Raw genomic sequence first — 15,569 nt, forward strand, 5'->3', positions numbered from 1 at the left:
CAGCCCTTCGAATCTCACCGCTTCCGTCCGAAAACAAAAAAACCGCCCAGTGGGCGGTTTTGTCGTTTTCTTGGCGGAAGCGGTGAGATTCGAACTCACGAACAGTGTAACCCGTCGCCAGTTTTCAAGACTGGTGCCTTCAACCACTCGGCCACGCTTCCTTAGTTGTGCGCGCATTATACAGAATTCATTGTGCGATTGCAGCAAAAGCCTGCGTTCCCCGCCCTCGACAGCAACATCGACTACCCGGCGGCCGTCTTCGGCTCAAGCGGCTGCGTCGCCCTGCCCCGGCTGCCAGTTCTCCCGCAAGGCCCGTTCGAACGCTTCGGCGGTCAGCGGCCGGGAGAACAAATACCCCTGCACTTCGTCGCAGCCGGAACTCTTCAGGAAGGCCAGCTGTTCAACCGTCTCGACCCCTTCGGCGATGACCTTGTGCTTGAGCTGCTGGGCGATGCTGATGATGGTGCTGGCGATGGCGCAGTCGTTGGCGTCGCCGGGGATGCCGGTGGTGAAGGAGCGGTCGATCTTCAGCGTGTCGATGGGGAAGCGTTTCAAATACGACAGGCTGGAGTAGCCGGTGCCGAAGTCGTCCAGCGACAGGGTCACGCCGAGCGCGGTGATGCGGTCCATGATGCCGATCACGCGGTCGATGTTGTGCATCAGCGTGCTCTCGGTGATCTCCAGCTCCAGCCAGCTCGGCTCCAAGCCGTAGCGGGCCAGCGTTTCTTGCACCCGCCCGGGCAGCGCGGAGGTGAATTCGCGCGCGGAGACGTTGACGGCGAGCCGGATCGGCGGCAGGCCGGCCTGCTTCCATTGCTGCGCCTGGGCGCAGGCGGCTTCCAGCACCCATTCGCCGACCTGCACCACCAGCCCGGTGGCTTCGGCCAGGGGGATGAATTCGATCGGCGGCACCAGGCCGCGCTCGGGGTGCAGCCAGCGCACCAGCGCTTCGGCGCCGATGATCTTGCCGCTGGCGATGGAGAACTTGGGCTGGTAGTGCAGCAACAACTGGCCGTTGCCCAGGGCGTGGCGCAGGCCCGATTCGATGCGCATGCGCTCTTGCATGCCTTGGTTCATGTCCTGGCTGTAGAAGGCGACATGGTCGCCGTCGGCGTCGCCGCCGCCTTGCTTGGCGCGGTACATGGCGATGTCGGCCAGCCGCAGCAGGGTTTCGGCGTCGCTGCCGTCCTGCGGGTAGACGCTGATGCCGATGCTGCCGCCGACGCGCAAATCATGGCCGCCGATCAGGAACGGCGCGCTGAGCGCGGCCAGCAGCTTGTGCGCGACCATGCTGGCTTCGTAGTGCTGGCTGATGTCGAACAGGCCGACGGCGAATTCGTCGCCGCCCAGGCGCGCCACCAGATCCTGGTCGCGCAGCACGGAGCGGAAGCGCTGGGCGACGTCGCGCAGCAGTTCGTCGCCGATCTGCCGGCCCAGCGTGTCGTTGATCATCTTGAAGCGGTTGAGGTCGATGAACAGCACGCAACCGTGCAGCTTGCTGCGCTGCGCCACGGTCAGCGCCTGGTCGACCAGCTTGGTCAGCAGGGTGCGGTTGGGCAGGTTGGTCAGGGCGTCGTAGTAGGCCAGGTGGTGGATGCGCTCCTCGGCCAGCTTGCGTTCGGTGATGTCGGTCAGGTAGGCGATCAGGCCGATCGAGCGGTCGTGCATGTCGCACAGCGGCGACAGCGACAGGCTGGCCCAAAAGATCTCGCCGGACTTCTTTTTGCGCCGCACTTCCATCAGCCGGCCGCCCTGCTCGACGAAGGCGTCGTGGAAGCTCATGTCCTCGTCCTCGTACAGGAAGAGGATGTTGCGGCCGACGGCTTCCACGGCGCTGTAGCCGAACAACTTTTCGGCGCCCTTGTTCCAGCTGGTGATGAAGCCGCTCAGGTCCATGGTCAGCACGGATTCGTGGATCTGGTCGAGGATCTGCGACTGGTGTTGCAGCTGCGCTTCGACCTGCACGTAGGCGTGGGTCGAGCGCTGCGCCAGCGAGTGCACCTGCAGCACGCTGGCGGCGACGCTGGCCAGGCTGGCCAGGTGCTGGCGGTCGATCTCGCTGTAGTGCGGCCGGCCGCTGACGACGAAGCGGCCGAAGCATTGTTCGTCGAAGCGGACGTCCTGGCTCAGGCTGCTTTCGGGGTCGGCCGGCGCGGCGCCGCGCACGGCCTCGTGGTCGGCCGGCAAGTAGTGGCCTTCCGGGCTGTTGAGCACGCTGCGGGCGATGCGTCCCAGTTCCTCCGCCAGCGCCGCGCCACGCAAACGCAAGACCGCGTCGCACAGGGCCGCGCTGTTGCTGAGGAAGTCGGAGACGGGATGGGCCAGCATGCTATAGGTTCCTGCTCACCTGGATGGCCCAGTGGTAGGCCTGCAACTGGCCCTGCCAGTAGTTTTCCCGCTCGATGCCGGCGGCAGCCAGGCTGGCGGCGCTGGCGTGTTCGACCAGCAACAGCATCTGGCCCAGCGGGCCGCTGCGTTCGAGCAGGGCCGCCATCACGTCCAGGTCGAGGCTGAGGGCGGCGACGATCTCGGTCATGGGCATGCCGAGCAGCACATCGAGCAGCGAGAACACGCCAGTGACGAAGGCCAGGTCCTGGGCGTCGCGGTCGCCGCCCTGCGCCTTGCACAGCGCCTCCATCTGCGCGGCGCGCACGGCGGCCAGCGGCAGCAGGGGGTTGGCGTTGGCGTCGTCCTGCTGGCGGGCGTACAGCAGCAACTGCAACCAGCGCTGCAGCTGGCGCCGGCCGAGCACGTTGATGGCCTGGCCGAAGCCGTGGATGGGCGTGCTGAGCGCGAAAGCGGCCGAGTTGACCACCTTCAACAGCTGGTAGGACAGCGCCGGGTCTTGCTTGAGCAGGGTTTCCAGCTCGCGCGAGTCGGCGTCGCGCGCCAGCATGCCGAGCAGCGCCAGCAGGCGCTTGCGCGAGGTGCCGTCGCCGGCGCTGGCGGCCTGCGCCGGGCAGCGGGCGAAGTCGCCCATGAACCAGGCGAAGCCGGCGCCGGCGCATTCGTCCAAACGTTGTTCTGTGTCCACATTGCGCGCCAGGTGGGGGCCCGGTTGGGCCACCAGCGCCAGCACCGGCGGCAGGGTTGCGGCGCAGTCATACATCAGGGCGCGGGCGCCGGCCTGGGTGGCGTGGGCGGCGACGCCGTCGAACATGATGCGGTAGCCCTGCTCGGCCAATGCGGCGCATTTCTTTTGCGCGGCGGGATCGTCGACGGCGCCGGCCGGCACGCGCAGGATCAGGCGGTGCGGCGGCAGCCCCGCCAGGTGGGACAGCTCCAGGCGCAGCGGCTCGGCGACGGGAATGATGCAGTCGAGCGGCGCCAGGGCGGCGAACACATCCGGATAGTTGAGCAAGGTCAGCGACGCCTGCAGGGCATCGACGGTGTCGGAAGGGAAGGTGAAAGCCAGCGCCACCCACTCCTTGCGGGCGTTCGACACTGCTTGTAATCCCACTAACGGAAACGGGCTCGGATCAGACGCTGACATCAGTATCTCAGTGTGGGTAGTGCGCGCAATCTTAGATCATGTATTAACCGATGGCAACCTATTACGCCAAGTGTGTGCGACTTTTAATGTTGCGACCAATACAAGACCAATTTTTCGCGCGTGAAACATTCGTTTTTAAACAATTCACAATCCCCGCTAGCGGGAGCAGCAATATAGCAGAAATTGTCGCTGTGGCAAGGAATGGCACCGGCTTGCATATTGGTATTAGAGCCCCGCTTCGACTGCTCAGCCGCCGTCGCGGGCGAACTGGGCGTGTTGCACGGCGAAGCGGATCAATTCGGCCTGGCCTTCGATGCCCAGCTTGCGCTTGATGTTGAGGCGGTGCGTCTCGACCGTGCGCACGCTCAGGTCGAGGGCGCGGGCGATCTGCTTGTTCGATTCGCCGTTGGCGATGTGGCGCAGCACCTCGTGCTCGCGCGAGGTGAGCTGGCTTTCCTGGCTGAGCGGCTTGGCCAGCTGGCGCGCCAGCGCGGCGCTGTAATAGATGCCGCCCGACATCACCGTCTCGATCGCCACGACGATGTCCTTGCCCGGCGCGTCCTTCAGCACGTAGCCGCGGGCGCCGGCCTGGATCGCCTGCGAGACGTATTCGAGCTTGTCGTGCATCGACAGGATCAGCACGGCGATCGTGGGGAAGGCTTGCTTGAAGCGGGCGGTGGCCTCGATGCCGTTGCCGCCGCGCATGTTGATGTCCATCAGCACCAGGTCGATGTCGTGCAGCGCGGCCTGTTCCAGCGCCTCGGCGGCGCCGCCGGCCTCGGCCACGACGCGGAACTGCGGCACCGCTTCGAGCCGGGCGCGCAGGCCGTCGCGCACCAGGGGGTGGTCGTCGACCAGGAGGATTTTGATTGTGGGTGTCATGTCGGTGTGCCGTGGTTGTGGGCGCGCGCCAGCACGGTGGTGCCGGCGGCGGACGAGCTGATGTCGAAGCGGCCGCCGATCGCCTCCATCCGCTCCATCATGTTGCGCAGGCCGATGCCGCGCTGCGGATGCAGGGCGATGCCGTCGGCGTCGAAGCCGGCGCCGTCGTCGCGCACGGTCAAGCTGACGCCGGCGGCGTCGCCGGCCAGGTTGATGTCGATGCGGCCGGCGCCGGCGTGGCGGCCGATGTTGGTCAGCGCCTCCTGGGCGATGCGGAACAGCACCGTGTTGGCCATGTCGGGCAGGCTGTCGGTGGCGCCCTCGGCGCTGAAGTGCACCGGCGTGGCGCTGCTCAGGGTGACCTCCTCGGCCAGGTGGGCCAGCGCGGCGGCCAGGCCGAGGTCGTCGAGGATGGCCGGGCGCAGGTTGTGCGAGATGCGGCGCACCTCGCCGAGCACGTTGTTGAGCTGCTCGGCGGTGTGTTCGAACACCGCCTGGGCGGCCTGGCGCTGGCCGGCGTCGCCGGTCAGGCGGATGATGCCGGCCTCGATCTGCAGCTTGATCGAGACCAGCCACTGGCTGATGCCGTCGTGCAGGTCGCGCGACAGCCGCGCCCGCTCCTCCTCCTGCGACTCGACCACGCGCTGGGCCAGCGCCTTGAGCTTGGCGTCGGCCACGCGCAGCTCGCTGATGTTGAGCGCCAGGCCGGAGCTGCCCACCGCCAGCGCGCTGGCGATGGCGATGGCGGCGATCCACAGCATGGTGTTGTCGATGTTGCCGGACTGCTGGGCGTCGATCTTGGCCAGCGCCTGGTCGACGTCGTCGAGGTAGATGCCGGTGCCCAGCATCCAGCCCCAGTCAGGCATGGCGATCACGTAGCCCAGCTTGGGCGCCGCCTTGTGGGTCGAGGGCTTGACCCAGAAATAGCGCTCCAGTCCGCCGCCGGCCCTGGCCCGCTGCAAGAGCCGCTGGATGGTCGGGTTGCCGTCCTGGTCCTTCAACTCCCACAGGTTCTGGCCGACCAGCTCGGGCTGGCGCGGGTGCATCAGGTTGTTGCCCCGCATGTCGTAGATGAAAAAGTAGCCGTCGTCGCCGTAACTCAGCGCGCTGAGGATGCGCTTGGCTTCGGCCAGGGTGGCCGGGTCCTTGCGGCCCGAGTCGTAGAGCTGCGCCACCGAGTGCGAGGCCAGCGCGACGTAGTGCTTCAGCTCGGCCTCCTTGCTGGCCAGATAGGCCTGCTGGATGGTGTCGCGCTGCTGCTGGGCCAGAGTGCCGGCCTGGTGGCGCACCGCCAGGGCGATGGCGAACAGGGCCAGGATCAGCGGTGTGATGGCCAGAAAAATGACTTTTTGCCGCAACTTCATGTGGGACCCGGTGCAAGGAGTATGTGGGCGCGATTTTACGCCCGTATCGGCATGACCGACTACGTAGTTGTACGCAGCGAAACTGCGTAGTGCTGCGCTTGCGGCAGATATAGCCATCGTGAATACTCGACATAAGCTGCCGACATGCCATCAAGCCCCCCGCAACAGTCCGACTTGCCCCGACGAAGGGCGGCGCTGTTGCCCGCTCGACACAGTGCAGCATCCGTTCACCTTTGGAGGAAACAATATGAAACGACTCACCAGCCAGCTCGGCTGGGCCGCCATGGCCCTGGCCGGCGCCGGCGCCCTGGGCGTCATCGCCCTGCGGCGCGGCGAAGCGGTCAGCGCGATCTGGATCGTCATCGCCGCCGTCTGCGTCTACCTGATCGCCTACCGCTTCTACAGCAAGTTCATCGCCGACAAGGTGCTCGGCCTCGACCCCAAGCGCATGACCCCGGCCTACAAGTACAACGACGGCCTCGACCACGTGCCGACCAACAAGTTCGTCCTGTTCGGCCACCACTTCGCCGCCATCGCCGGCGCCGGTCCGCTGGTCGGCCCGGTGCTGGCCGCGCAGATGGGCTATCTGCCCGGCATGCTGTGGATACTCGCCGGCGTGGTCTTCGCCGGCGCCGTGCAGGACTTCATCGTGCTGTTCATCTCGATGCGCCGCGACGGCCGCTCGCTGGGCGACCTGATCAAGGCCGAGCTGGGCCAGATCCCCGGCATGATCGCCCTGCTCGGCACCTTCATGATCATGGTCATCATCCTGGCGGTGCTGGCGCTGATCGTCGTCAAGGCGCTGACCGGCTCGCCGTGGGGCAGCTTCACCGTCATGGCCACCATCCCCATCGCCCTGTTCATGGGCGTGTATTCGCGCTACATCCGGGTCGGCCGGATCGGCGAAATCTCCGTCATCGGCTTCGTGCTGTTGATGGCCGCCATCTTCGGCGGCCAGCTGGTGCAGGAGAATCCGGCACTGGCGCCGATGTTCACCTTCACCGGCACCGAGCTGACCTGGATGCTGATCGGTTATGGCTTCGTCGCCTCGGTGTTGCCGGTGTGGCTGCTGCTGGCGCCGCGCGACTACCTGTCGACCTTCCTGAAAATCGGCACCATCGTCGGCCTGGCGCTGGGCATCGTGCTGGTCGCGCCCTACCTGAAAATGCCGGCCATGACCAAGTTCATCGACGGCAGCGGCCCGGTCTGGTCGGGCAGCATGTTCCCCTTCCTGTTCATCACCATCGCCTGCGGCGCCGTGTCCGGCTTCCATGCCCTGATCGCCTCCGGCACCACGCCGAAGATGATCGAGAACGAGCGGCACGCCCGCTTCATCGGCTACGGCGCGATGCTGATGGAATCCTTCGTCGCCATCATGGCGCTGGTGGCCGCCTCGACCATCGAGCCGGGCATCTACTTCGCCATGAACAGCCCGGCCGCGCTGATCGGCACCACCCCCGAGGCGGTCGCCCAGGTGGTCTCCAACTGGGGCTTCCACCTGACCCCGGACATGCTGACGCAGACCGCCAAGGACGTCGGCGAGGCCAGCATCATCTCGCGCGCCGGCGGTGCGCCGACCCTGGCCGTGGGCATGGCCAACATCCTCTCCGGCGTGATCGGCGGCAAGACCATGATGGCCTTCTGGTACCACTTCGCCATCCTGTTCGAGGCCCTGTTCATCCTGACGGCGGTCGACGCCGGCACCCGCGCCGGCCGCTTCATGCTGCAGGACTTGCTGGGCAGCTTCGTGCCGCAACTCAAGAAGACCGAGAACGTCTTCGCCAACCTGCTGGCCACCGGCCTGTGCGTGGCCGCCTGGGGCTATTTCCTGTACCAGGGCGTGGTCGACCCGCTGGGCGGCATCAACACCCTGTGGCCGCTGTTCGGCATCGCCAACCAGATGCTGGCCGCCATCGCGCTGATCCTCGGCACCTGCGTGCTGTTCAAGATGAAACGCGGCCAGTACGCCTGGGTCACCCTGGTGCCCACCGCCTGGCTGCTGCTGTGCACGTTGACGGCCGGCTGGCAGAAGGTGTTCGACGCCAACCCGCGCGTCGGCTTCCTGGCCCACGCCGCCAAGTACCAGGCCGCCTACGCCGACGGCAAGCTGTTGGCGCCGGCCAAGTCGGTGGCGCAGATGCAGCAGGTGATCTTCAACGACTACCTGGACGCCTCGCTGGCCGCCTTCTTCATGATCGTCGTCCTCAGCGTGTTGGTGTTCGGTGTGCGCACCGTGCTGGTGGCGCGCGCCAACGCCAAGCCGAGCACGCAGGAAAGCCCGCTGGTGCCGATGCCGACGGTGCACTGATGTTCGACGAGATCGTCAAAGCCGGCCGTTACCTCGGGCAAAGCATGCGCCTGATGGTCGGCCTGCCGGAATACGACACCTACCTGGCGCATCGCGAAACCACCCATCCGGGCGAACCGATGATGAGCTACGAGGAGTTCTTCCGCGAACGCCAGGAGGCCCGCTACGGCGGCGCCGGCAAGCGTGGCGGCTGCTGCTAGCGGCCGCCGGCCACGATCTTCCGCGCACGGGGGCGCGCCGCATGGCCGGCGCGCCCCCGCTGCGTCCTTCTCTACGCAAGCCCCCTCGACAAGTCCATCTCGGCAAGCCCCCCCCGGTGCCAAAGGGCGGCAATTTCCCGCCACGCCATGTGCTGCCGCAGGCCTCACTTTAATTTCGGAACTTTTCCCTCCAGGCCAACTCCAACCTTGTGCGATCCGGCATTTCAACGGGGTCCGAGGACGGCATGGCAGAAGATCTTCCCCAGCAGCACGCAATCGACGCGAGTGCGGCCATGCCGCCACTCGACGACACGCTGCGTCACATCCTTGAGTTGGCCCGTTGGGCGCCCAGCGGCGACAACAGCCAGCCCTGGCGCTTCGAGATCATCGACGCGCGCCGCTTGGTGGTGCACGGCCACGACACGCGCGCCTACTGCGTCTACGACCTCGACGGCCATCCCAGCCAGATGTCGCTGGGCGCCTTGCTGGAGACCATGGCCTTGGCCGCCGGCACCTACCAGCTGAGCATGAGCGTGCGGCGCCGCCACGACAGCCCCGACAGCCGCCCCACCTTCGACGTCGCCTTCATGCCCGCGCCCGAGGCGTCGGCCGATCCGCTGGCCGAGTTCATCGTACAACGCTGCGTGCAGCGCCGCCCGCTGCGCACCCGTCCGCTGACGCCGACCGAGAAGACCACGCTGGCGCAGACGCTGCCGGCCGGCTACCGCCTGGTCTGGCACGAGCGCCCGGGCCAGCGGCTGGCGCTGGCCGCGTTGTTGTACCGTAACGCCGGCCTGCGCCTGCGCATGCCGGAGGCCTACCCGACCCACCGCGCCGTCATCGAATGGAATGTGGACACCAGCGAGGACCGCATTCCGGACCGGGCGCTGGGGGTCGATCCGCTGACCCGCCACATGATGCGCTGGGTCATGCAGAGCTGGCGCCGCGTCGAGTTCTGCAACACCTGGCTGGCCGGCACGGTGGCGCCGCGCCTGCAAATGGACCTGCTGCCGGCGCTGGCCTGCGCCGCGCATTTCCTGCTGCTGGCGCCGCAACGGCCGCTGTCGATCGACGACTACGTCGCCGCCGGCCGCGCCATGCAGCGCTTCTGGCTGACCGCCACGGCACTCGGCCTGCAGTTGCAGCCACAGATGACGCCGCTGATCTTCGCCCGCTACCTGCGCGAGCAGCGCCCGTTCACCGCCAACGCCACGCTGCAGGCGCGGGCGGCCGCGCTGGCGTTGCGCGCCGAGCGCCTGTTCGGCCGGCATGATTGGGAGCACGCCGTCTTCATGGGCCGCATCGGCGCCGGCCGCACGGCCGAGGCGCGCTCGCTGCGCCTCCCGCTGCGCCAGTTGCTGCAGGCCGAGACGGCGTCGGCGGCAAACGGCCAGGCGTGACGGCGCGCCGAGCGCTGACGGCCGCAACCGCCCCATCCCCTTGCATACGGCCACACCGGCCATGCCGCCATGACGGCGATTTTTACACCCGCCGGCGGTGTTCCGCCCGCCATTTCCCTGCGCCACGGCAAGTTCGCTGACGGCAATTTTTACAGTCGGCCGTTGTGCGCTCTCACCGGGGTCGGCCAACCCATCATAAGTGTTTGTTTTTACTCAAGAAAACTTGCGTGGCAAGCTTATTGCTGAGAATTGAGCAGATCCCGTCGCAAGGGATTCTTCCAGTAAATTTCTTTCCTGAATGGGAGCAAACATGAAGCACTTCATATCCACACTAGGCAGCATGCTGGCGGCGGCGGTCCTGGCGGCGCCAACCACGACGCTGGCGGCGCCCATGATCGGCGTGTCGACCAACGGCAACCACGTCTACGACACCTACGCCGACCTGTGGACCAACGTCACCGACAGCGGCGTGGCCACCGACATCCAAATCGGCGGCATCGTCGCCCCAGGATCGCAGGGTTACGTGACCAAGTTGCGCACGCAGACGGTGGTCGGCACCATGTCGAACAGCAATCTCGGCAGCATCGTCACCCCGCTCGGGCTGAACAGCACCTTCGAGATCAGCAAAATCGCCCGCTACCAGCAACTGGTCGACGCGCAAAGCGCCAACAACATCCACTTCACGCTACCCGGCGCGCAGGATGCGGCGATGGACGTCGATCCGTTCCATTCCGGCATACAAAACGTGGTGATCTACTTCGACCGTCTGACGCCGGGCGGCAGCAGCAAAGCCACGCCGGGCAACGGCGCCAACACGGTGCGCTGCTATGGCACCGGCTCCACGTCGGCCGGCTGCGGCGGCGCCGGCGATCCGGACGGCGACGGCACGCTGATCATGTCGGGTCACCTGATCTTCAACGAGGCCAGCTTCACCTTCAGCAGCATTCCCGGCGTCGGCACCGGCTCGTTTTCGACCAGCTTCATGATCGACTATGTCAACGCCGACTACCTCGATGTGGTCAGCGGCTCCATCATCAACGACAACTTTACCGGCACCACCATCCTGCCCTCCTTCTTCAACCCGGTCAGGGCCTGGGACGGCACGACGCCGACCACCGTACCCTTCTTCAAGGTCGACTCCTCGCAAAGCTTCGCCGCCACCGTGCCGGAGCCGTCCACGGTGGCGCTGTTCGGCCTGGGCCTGGCTGGCTTGGCGCTGAGTCACCGGCGCAAGGTCGGGCTCGGGGCCGGGGCCGGGGCCGTCGCCGCTGCCTGAGCCAACGCGGCCTCAGGCGGGCATCGACAACATCTCGCGCAGCACGGCGTCGAACCTGGCGCCGGCGTCGTAGCGCTGGAACACCTGCGCCAGGTCGGCCGCCGCCGCGCGCGCGCCGCCCTCTTCCAGCAGCCGCTCGCTGGCGCCGCGCACGGCGGCCACGTCAGCCCGGTCGGCGCGCAGCACCGCGCCGGCACCGGCCGCGACTATTCCCTGCATGTTCAGAAACTGATCCAGGTTGCCGGCGATGCCCAGCACCGGCACGCCGGCGGCCAGCGCCTGCTGGCTGGTCAGGCTGCCGCCGTTGCAAATCACCAGACGCGCGCGTCGCGCCGCCAGTTCGCCGGGTAGATAATCGGCGATCCTGGCGTTGGCCGGCGGCTGCGCTGGCGCGGCCTTGCCGGCCGTCGCGGCGACCACGACCAGCGGCAACGACGCCAGCGCCTGCAATACCATCGGCAACAGGCGCTGGTGGCCGGAACTGCCCAGCGTGACGTAGACCAGTGGCAAATCCGCCGGCAAGGCCGACCACCACGGCGGCGGCGGCAGTGGCGGCGACCAGCCCAGCGGTCCCAGATAGGAGTGGCTGGGCGGCATGTCGTGCGGCGGGAACATTTCCGCCACGTCGGCATACAAGGTCCGGTCGGCGTCGGTATATACGCGGCGCAGGTCCCAGCCCAGCGACGGCAGGCCGTACTGCCGCCGCACCCGGTTCAGCGGCCGCGTGTGCATGGCGAAGGCCAGCGGCCGCGCCAGATAAAACAGGCCGCCGGCCAATGCCAGCGGCCGCAGCCGCGCCAACGGAATGTCCGGCAGGGGATAACGCTGGCGCACGTAGGGGCTCCAGTAGGCGTTGCTCAGCGCCACATACGGCAGGCCGGCGAGGCGCGCGCTGATCGACAGCGACAGGCGGAAGTCGCCGACCACCAAGTCCGGCCGGGCCTGCTTGAATACATGCAGATCATCCTCGACGTAGCGGCGCAACGTGCCGACCTCGTAGACCGGGCGGCCGGCCGCCAGGGCGGCGAGAAACTGCGCGGGGGCAATGCTGTGGAGGCGCCAGCGTGGCGGCGCGCCGGCCGCCAGGAACTGCGCGTAGCCGTCGGCGCAGGCCAGCTGCGCCGCGAAGCGCGCCGGGTCCAGCGCGGCGGCCAGCGCCAGCGGCCTGGCGAGGTGGGCCAGCGTGACCGCCTCGGCGACGAACAGGATCTTCTTGCGTTCCATCATATGTCGGCTTGATTGGACGCGGCCGCGCCGGCCGCATTCGCACAGCTTGCGGCCGGCGCCGGAACGTCCTTTGAGAATGCGCAAAAGTGTCCGCGTCGGCGCGGCGCGCACGGACGTTGTTCGCGGACGGTGAAAGTTCCGCTTAGCGGGCGACGATTAGATGTAGATCAATGTAGCGAGCACCCCTGGGCATATATTTTTCTTCGTGACACCATCCTCCGCAATCCTACCTGCGTCGCTGCCACAAGCGCACGACACCAACCGCCGGCCTCGACAATGAACAGTGCGCCACGCCATCGCCCCGTCGCGTCGCTCGCTCCCCACGCGGGCGCGGCGGCCGCGCCCGCGCGCCGGGCGGAGTCGGCGCCATGCCGGCCGGCCGCGCTGCTGGCGCTGGCCCTGGCCTCGGCCTTGGCGGCGCCCACGCTGGCCCAGCCGGCCGCCGATCCGGCGCAGACCATGGCCTACATCTACAATCTCGGCAAGTTCACCGAGTGGCCGCCGGCCGCGCTCGGCCCGCCCGGCCGGCCGATCACGCTGTGCATGATGGGCGACACCGAGGCCCTGACGCTGGCCCTGGCGGCCATCGAGAACCGGCCGATGCAGGGGCGCGAGCTGCGCGTGCGCCACATGTCCTATCTGGGCGAGCCGCTCGGCTGCCAGATCCTGTTCGTCGCCCGCTCGGAGCAGAGGCACCTGGCCGAGATCCTGCCGGCGGCCCACGCCAGCGCCGCGCTGACGGTCAGCGACATCGCCGACTTCGCCGACATCGGCGGCATCATCGGCCTGCTGCCGGCCGCCGCGCCGGACGGCAAACTGGAGTTCAGCGTCAACGCCGGCGTGGCGCGCCAGGCCGGTCTGCGGCTCAGCTCGCAGGTGCTGAAGCTGGCCCGCAACGTGGTCGGGAGGTAGGCCGTGTTCGACTTCGCCCGCTCCGGCCTGAGCAAGAAGTTGACCATCATCTCGGTGCTGTCGACCGGCAGCGCGCTGCTGCTGGTCTTCTTCGCCTTCGCCGCCACCACCGTGCTCAGCCACACGGGCGACGAGCGCAAGCAGCTCTCCTCGCTGGCCGGGGTGATCGGCATCAACAGCGTGACGGCCCTGCTGTTCGCCGACCGCAAACAGGCCGAGCAGACGCTGGCCGCCCTCAGCGTCAAGGACGACATCGCCCAGGCCGCGCTGTTCGACCGCGACGGCCGCCTGTTCGCCCGCTACGCGGCGCCCGGCCGCAACACCGAGGCCGACGCCGAGGCCGCCCCCCCGGCCGAGCTCAGCGCGCTGCGCCTGGCCGACCTGGGCGGCGCCGAGCTGGCCGAGCGCAGCGGCGCGCCGTGGGCCCCCGGCATGCGCCTGTACCGGGCCATCCGCAACAACGGCGAGCTGATCGGCGCGGTGATGATCGAGGGCGAGCAGACCCAGATGTGGCTGGCGGTGCTGCGCAACCTCGGCGCGGCCGGCGCGGCGACGGCGGTCTCCTTCGTCATCGCGCTGCTGATGGCGGCCCGTTTCAAGGGCAGCATCGCCGAGCCGATCAGCAAGCTGATCGGCGCCGCCCAGCTGGTCTCGAGCAGCCAGAGCTACACGCTGCGGGTGGCCCACCAGCGCAGCGACGAGCTCGGCTCGCTGATCGACAGCTTCAACGACATGCTGGCGCAGATCGAGGGCCGCGACCTCAAGCTGGCGCAGTACCGCGACCAGCTCGAACGCCAGGTCGGCGTGCGCACCGAGCAGCTGGAGAAGGCCAAGAACGCCGCCGAGGCGGCCAGCCAGGCGAAGAGCGCCTTCCTGGCCACCATGAGCCACGAGATCCGCACGCCGATGAACGGCGTGCTGGGCATGACCGAGCTGCTGCTGGCCACCCCGCTGAGCGAGCAGCAGCGCCACTACACCGGCATGGTCAAGCGCTCCGGCGAGCATTTGCTGGTGATCATCAACGACATCCTCGACTTCTCCAAGATCGAGGCCGGCAAGCTGACCGTCGAGTACATCCACTTCAACTTCCGCGAACTGCTCGACGACGTCGACAACGTTTTCCTGGCGCAGGCCCAGGCCAAGGGCATCGAACTCGAATTCGCCATCGCCAACGACATCCCGGTGGCCATTTGCGGCGATCCCAACCGGCTGCGCCAGATCATCGTCAACCTGCTCGGCAACGCCATCAAGTTCACCGACCGCGGCCGCATCGTGGTCAAGGTCGGCGTGGTCGAGGAGGACGCCCAGGCCGTCGGCCTGCGCTTCGAGGTGCACGACACCGGCATCGGCGTCTCCAGCGAGGCGCGGGCGCGCATCTTCGACTCCTTCTCCCAGGCCGACGGCTCGACCACCCGCAAGCACGGCGGCACCGGCCTGGGCCTGGCGATCTCCAAACAACTGGTCGAGTTGATGGGAGGGAAAATCGGCGTCGACAATGCTCTACCGCAAGGATCGGTCTTTTGGTTTGTCGTAAATTTCGATAAGCGTCGCATCGACGCCGACGATTCCTCGTTCAATTGCAAGACTACCCAGGGGCTACGCGCTTTGATCGTCGATGAACATCCGGACAGCCGCGTCCTGCTGGAGCGGCAACTGGCGCGTTGGCAGATCACCGCCCATTGCGCCGGCGGCAACGACGCCCTGGCGCAGCTACAGGCCGCCGCCGCCGCCGGCCAGCCCTACGACGTCGCCCTGCTCGACATGGACCTGGCGCGCACCAGCGGCCTGGCGCTGGCCGCCTCGATCAAGGCCGACGCCGCCATCGCGGCGGTGCGCCTGCTGCTGCTGAGCAGCGAACGGGGCGCCGCCGACACGGTGCAGCGGCGCGAGGCCGGCGTCGCCTTCCAGCTGATCAAACCGCCGCGCGAGTGCGACCTGTACGACTGCATCGTCACACCGCTGCGCGCCAGCGAGGGCGCCCGCAACGCCCCGCCGCACCTGGCGCGGCCGGTGCGCGCGCGCAAGCGGCGCAAGGTGCTGCTGGCCGAGGACAACCCGGTCAACGTCGAGGTGGCCAGCGCCATGCTCGAGGGCCTGGGGCTGGAGGTCAGCCGCGCCTGCAACGGCGCCGAGGCGCTGCACTCGGTCTGCGCCGACGACTTCGACCTGGTGCTGATGGACTGCCAGATGCCGGTCATGGACGGCTTCGCCGCCACCGCCGAGATCCGCCGCTACGAGCAGCAGAGCGGCCGCGCCCGCGTGCTGCCGATCATCGCCATCACCGCCAACGCGCTGCAGGGCGACCGCGAGTCCTGCCTGGCCGCCGGCATGGACGACTACCTGAGCAAGCCCTTCACCCAGCAGGCGCTGGGCCAGACCATCGCGCGCTGGATCACCCTGCCGCGCGCCGCCACGCTGCACCACGACGACGCGCCGACGCCGCCGGTGACGGCCAGCGCCGTGGTGGTGGCGGCGCAGGCCACGGCGGCCGCCGCGAGCACGGCCGC

The 15,569-nt window shown here is 67.9% G+C and carries 11 protein-coding genes and 1 tRNA gene; 6 read left to right on the forward strand and 6 right to left on the reverse strand.

Annotated features, from left to right (window positions below):
• Positions 1-71: 71 nt before the first annotated feature.
• The 5 genes from H7U20_RS29885 to H7U20_RS29905 form a co-directional block, all read right to left on the reverse strand.
• Positions 72-161 (reverse strand) — tRNA-Ser (locus tag H7U20_RS29885).
• 103 nt (positions 162-264) lie between these two features.
• Entirely contained in the window at positions 265-2,328 is a 2,064-nt protein-coding gene (locus H7U20_RS29890) for a putative bifunctional diguanylate cyclase/phosphodiesterase (RefSeq protein ID WP_199762775.1), read from the reverse strand.
• A gap of 1 nt (position 2,329) precedes the next feature.
• A complete protein-coding gene (locus H7U20_RS29895; RefSeq protein WP_370593300.1) occupies positions 2,330-3,445 on the reverse strand; it encodes an EAL and HDOD domain-containing protein in 1,116 nt (371 codons plus the stop codon).
• Positions 3,446-3,739: 294 nt separating this feature from the next.
• The gene (locus H7U20_RS29900; RefSeq protein WP_199762777.1) at positions 3,740-4,375 is read right to left on the reverse strand and encodes a response regulator; all 636 of its coding nucleotides are present in this window, start codon (positions 4,373-4,375) and stop codon (positions 3,740-3,742) included.
• Positions 4,372-5,739, reverse strand: coding sequence for a cache domain-containing protein (locus tag H7U20_RS29905; protein ID WP_199762778.1), 1,368 nt, complete (start codon positions 5,737-5,739; stop codon positions 4,372-4,374). The genes H7U20_RS29900 and H7U20_RS29905 overlap by 4 nt, the downstream gene beginning before the upstream one ends.
• A 247-nt stretch (positions 5,740-5,986) precedes the next feature.
• Between H7U20_RS29905 and H7U20_RS29910 the strand changes: the two genes are divergently transcribed.
• The 4 genes from H7U20_RS29910 to H7U20_RS29925 all read left to right on the forward strand — a co-directional run bounded on the left by H7U20_RS29910 (position 5,987) and on the right by H7U20_RS29925 (position 10,923).
• Positions 5,987-8,047, forward strand: coding sequence for a carbon starvation CstA family protein (locus H7U20_RS29910; RefSeq protein ID WP_199762779.1), 2,061 nt, complete (start codon positions 5,987-5,989; stop codon positions 8,045-8,047).
• Complete coding sequence (locus H7U20_RS29915) at positions 8,047-8,247, forward strand: YbdD/YjiX family protein (RefSeq protein ID WP_199762780.1); 201 nt, start codon at positions 8,047-8,049, stop codon at positions 8,245-8,247. Before H7U20_RS29910 ends, H7U20_RS29915 begins: the two co-directional genes overlap by 1 nt.
• A 245-nt stretch (positions 8,248-8,492) precedes the next feature.
• Positions 8,493-9,647 carry a nitroreductase family protein gene (locus H7U20_RS29920; protein WP_233411192.1) on the forward strand — a complete coding sequence of 385 codons (1,155 nt, stop codon included), beginning with the start codon at positions 8,493-8,495 and terminating at the stop codon, positions 9,645-9,647.
• A 310-nt stretch (positions 9,648-9,957) separates the two neighbouring features.
• Positions 9,958-10,923 carry a PEP-CTERM sorting domain-containing protein gene (locus H7U20_RS29925; RefSeq protein ID WP_233411193.1) on the forward strand — a complete coding sequence of 322 codons (966 nt, stop codon included), beginning with the start codon at positions 9,958-9,960 and terminating at the stop codon, positions 10,921-10,923.
• A 12-nt stretch (positions 10,924-10,935) separates the two neighbouring features.
• Here H7U20_RS29925 and H7U20_RS29930 read toward each other — a convergent pair whose 3' ends face one another.
• Entirely contained in the window at positions 10,936-12,150 is a 1,215-nt protein-coding gene (locus H7U20_RS29930) for a glycosyltransferase (protein WP_233411194.1), read from the reverse strand.
• Between the two features lie 276 nt (positions 12,151-12,426).
• Here H7U20_RS29930 and H7U20_RS29935 point away from each other — a divergent pair, with 276 nt between their 5' ends.
• Both H7U20_RS29935 and H7U20_RS29940 read left to right on the forward strand, forming a co-directional pair.
• Positions 12,427-13,062 (forward strand): YfiR family protein, encoded by a 636-nt coding sequence (locus H7U20_RS29935; protein WP_199762781.1) that lies wholly within the window; start codon positions 12,427-12,429, stop codon positions 13,060-13,062.
• Between the two features lie 3 nt (positions 13,063-13,065).
• Positions 13,066-15,569 (forward strand): hybrid sensor histidine kinase/response regulator (locus H7U20_RS29940; protein ID WP_370593301.1); only part of this gene is annotated, 2,504 nt, incomplete at its 3' end.

This window comes from Rugamonas violacea, from assembly GCF_016461825.1.
Classification (GTDB): domain Bacteria; phylum Pseudomonadota; class Gammaproteobacteria; order Burkholderiales; family Burkholderiaceae_D; genus Rugamonas.

Excerpts from the sequence above, each read along its gene's own strand:
- H7U20_RS29890 (WP_199762775.1), bottom strand. The coding sequence starts at position 2,328 with ATGCTGGCCCATCCCGTCTCCGACTTCCTCAGCAACAGCGCGGCCCTG.
- H7U20_RS29905 (WP_199762778.1), bottom strand. The coding sequence starts at position 5,739 with ATGAAGTTGCGGCAAAAAGTCATTTTTCTGGCCATCACACCGCTGATC.
- H7U20_RS29925 (WP_233411193.1), top strand. The coding sequence starts at position 9,958 with ATGAAGCACTTCATATCCACACTAGGCAGCATGCTGGCGGCGGCGGTC.
- H7U20_RS29900 (WP_199762777.1), bottom strand. The coding sequence starts at position 4,375 with ATGACACCCACAATCAAAATCCTCCTGGTCGACGACCACCCCCTGGTG.
- H7U20_RS29910 (WP_199762779.1), top strand. The coding sequence starts at position 5,987 with ATGAAACGACTCACCAGCCAGCTCGGCTGGGCCGCCATGGCCCTGGCC.
- H7U20_RS29915 (WP_199762780.1), top strand. The coding sequence starts at position 8,047 with ATGTTCGACGAGATCGTCAAAGCCGGCCGTTACCTCGGGCAAAGCATG.
- H7U20_RS29920 (WP_233411192.1), top strand. The coding sequence starts at position 8,493 with ATGGCAGAAGATCTTCCCCAGCAGCACGCAATCGACGCGAGTGCGGCC.
- H7U20_RS29935 (WP_199762781.1), top strand. The coding sequence starts at position 12,427 with ATGAACAGTGCGCCACGCCATCGCCCCGTCGCGTCGCTCGCTCCCCAC.
- H7U20_RS29930 (WP_233411194.1), bottom strand. The coding sequence starts at position 12,150 with ATGATGGAACGCAAGAAGATCCTGTTCGTCGCCGAGGCGGTCACGCTG.